Origin of the sequence: Shigella sp. FC1967 (assembly GCF_001743005.1) — a bacterium.
In the GTDB taxonomy this organism is placed as follows: domain Bacteria; phylum Pseudomonadota; class Gammaproteobacteria; order Enterobacterales; family Enterobacteriaceae; genus Proteus.
Window position 1 is genome coordinate 1 of the sequence record NZ_MIIZ01000868.1, and the last position, 2,382, is coordinate 2,382.

Below are 2,382 nucleotides of genomic sequence, written 5' to 3' on the forward strand. Positions count from 1 at the left end.
GTGAAATTCTATTAACGAATACTACAACCATAGATTCTTTATTTGGCTTGGGTGAACAATGGATTCTTTCACTAAAAACAAATACTGATTTCACTCGCAAAACAACAGGTGAAATTCTATTAACGAATACTACAACCATAGATTCTTTATTTGGCTTGGGTGAACAATGGATTCTTTCACTAAAAACAAATACTGATTTCACTCGCACTCACTATTCTCGTGCTTATACTGCAAGTGTGAATATTCCTTATGGTTATTGGTTTTATCAGTATCAAGTATCGCATAGCCAATCCTCTTATCCTTTTCAAAGCCATAATGCTCAATATCGTTATAAAAAACAAAAAATAGTGATCAACACTTTTGATATTAGTCGTTTTAGCCTATCGTGATAATAAGCAACGAATAATATTAAAGAGTTCCCTGAAACATAAAAAAAGCAAGGACACAATTAGCACAACAAAAACTATTAATAACGAGCCCTACATTAACTTCTTTGTCATTTAGCCCTGAATATAATTTAAGTATACATAATGGATATTTAATCATTAATCCAGTTGCGAGCTCGGGATTTCTCTTTTTGGTGCAACACCGGATTATATTGCTGAAAACTCACCTCGTAGTCATTATCGAAAACTAAGCATAAATTTAAGCTATCAACATTTATTTCGTTAACAAATTTGTCTATATTACGTCATTTTATGGGCAATATACGCCAGATAATCTTTATAGTATAGAAAGAGTTGCAATTGATGGAATAAAGGCAACTCGTGGATATAAAGAAACAAAACTGAATGCGAATAGCGGATTTTATTGGCGTAATGAAATAAACACACCACAAATAAAATGTTTTTTAGGTAATGTTAATTTTATTTTTGCACTTGATTATGGCGTTGCTCATTCAGATAAATATGAAACAAAGAAAAATAAAATAATAGGAAGCGCAATAGGTGCTTCTTTTGATCACTCTATTTTTTCCTCTCAGATATTAATTAATAAGCCTATGTTTTATCCCACATCATTAAAACCTGATCATTGGTCTTTTATTTTGGTCTGTTTCTTTTGTTATTTAAGGTTTGGAGGTTTTATATTGCACGAAAAGGATATTTTCTCGAAAATCGCGATTAATTAGCTATAGCATTATTTATTTAACTGCTATTTACCCATTACATCCTGCTTGGAGTTCTGTAATTACTCCCGTCGATAAAAACGATAAAAAATAAGTCAGCAAAATACCGTTCCTATTATTAATATTGCAACACCTAATAATGTTGGTATTTCTCATAATCAATTTCACTCATTTAATGTCGGAAAACAAGGTGCTGTACTTAATAATGCAACAACACCTGTTAATACTCAATTAGCCAAACAAGTGAATGCTAATCCCCATTTAAAAGGTAATTCAGCGCATTTAATTATTAATGAAGTAGTAGGAAATGGATATTCACAGTTATTAGGAAAATTAGAAGTTGCAGGTGAACAGGCGAAAGTGGTTATTGCCAATCCGAATGGTATTACCTGTGATGGTTGTTCATTTATTAATACCCCAGCAATTACGCTTACGACAGGAAAACCTCAATTTAGCCCTCAAGGTGCTTATTCGGCAATAGAAGTGAAAAAAGGCAGTGTTGTTATTGGAAAACAAGGCATGGATCTCCAAGCTCAGAATTATGCCGACATTATTAGCCGCAGTATTGAGTTAAATGGAAAAATAAACGCAAAAAACCTTTCTTTAATGCAAGGTAATAACCGTATTGATTTTGAAAAAGGAGCGGTAAATAGCCTTACTGGAGAAGACATAAAGCCAACAATCTCGATTGATACTAAAGCGCTGGGAGGAATGTATGCCAATCAAATACGCCTAGTCAGCACAGAAAAGGGTGTTGGTGTTAATTTAAGTGATATTCATACAAATCAACACAGTGTGAATTTAACGGTTGATGGAAAAAATTACCTTTAATGGCAATATTCAATCAGAGCAAGATATTAATGTTAGCAGTAAAGAACTACAGGTTAATCATAATACTAAGTTAAAAGCAAAAAAGAGATATTACGTTAGCCACTAATACGCTAACTAATCATAGTGAAATTATCTCAGAAAAAGATATACGTTTATTTGCAGATAAACTCACTAATAAAGGCGAAAAGGCACTTGTTCAAGCAAAAGATAACTTATGGATACAAAAAAAATGCACAGGGTGATCCTAGTACTTTAATTGAAAATCAATCCGCCACGATAAAAACAGAAAAAGGGTGATTTGATTAATTAGAACAAAGAAATTGGTTAATACATCTTTAAGTGATTTACCCATTATTTCAAGTATTGAAGCAAACTCTACCGCTAAAAGAAGTTTTGTCGCATCAATATTGGGGAAATAGTCAAGG

Annotated in this window: 4 protein-coding genes; 3 read left to right on the forward strand and 1 reads right to left on the reverse strand. The window is 32.5% G+C overall.

The features are described 5' to 3' along the window. The 3 genes from BHE89_RS25950 to BHE89_RS25960 form a co-directional block, all read left to right on the forward strand. A partial coding sequence (locus BHE89_RS25950; RefSeq protein WP_286146180.1) for a ShlB/FhaC/HecB family hemolysin secretion/activation protein occupies positions 1-389 on the forward strand: 389 nt, incomplete at its 5' end. A gap of 341 nt (positions 390-730) precedes the next feature. Further along, on the forward strand, positions 731-1,129 hold the full coding sequence (locus tag BHE89_RS25955) for a ShlB/FhaC/HecB family hemolysin secretion/activation protein (RefSeq protein ID WP_353615137.1): 399 nt from the start codon (positions 731-733) through the stop codon (positions 1,127-1,129). Between the two features lie 144 nt (positions 1,130-1,273). Next, entirely contained in the window at positions 1,274-1,957 is a 684-nt protein-coding gene (locus BHE89_RS25960) for a filamentous hemagglutinin N-terminal domain-containing protein (RefSeq protein ID WP_286146183.1), read from the forward strand. Between the two features lie 244 nt (positions 1,958-2,201). Here the strand turns inward: BHE89_RS25960 and BHE89_RS25965 are convergent. After that, the coding region (locus BHE89_RS25965; RefSeq protein ID WP_286146181.1) for a hypothetical protein at positions 2,202-2,382 on the reverse strand (181 nt) is incomplete at its 5' end.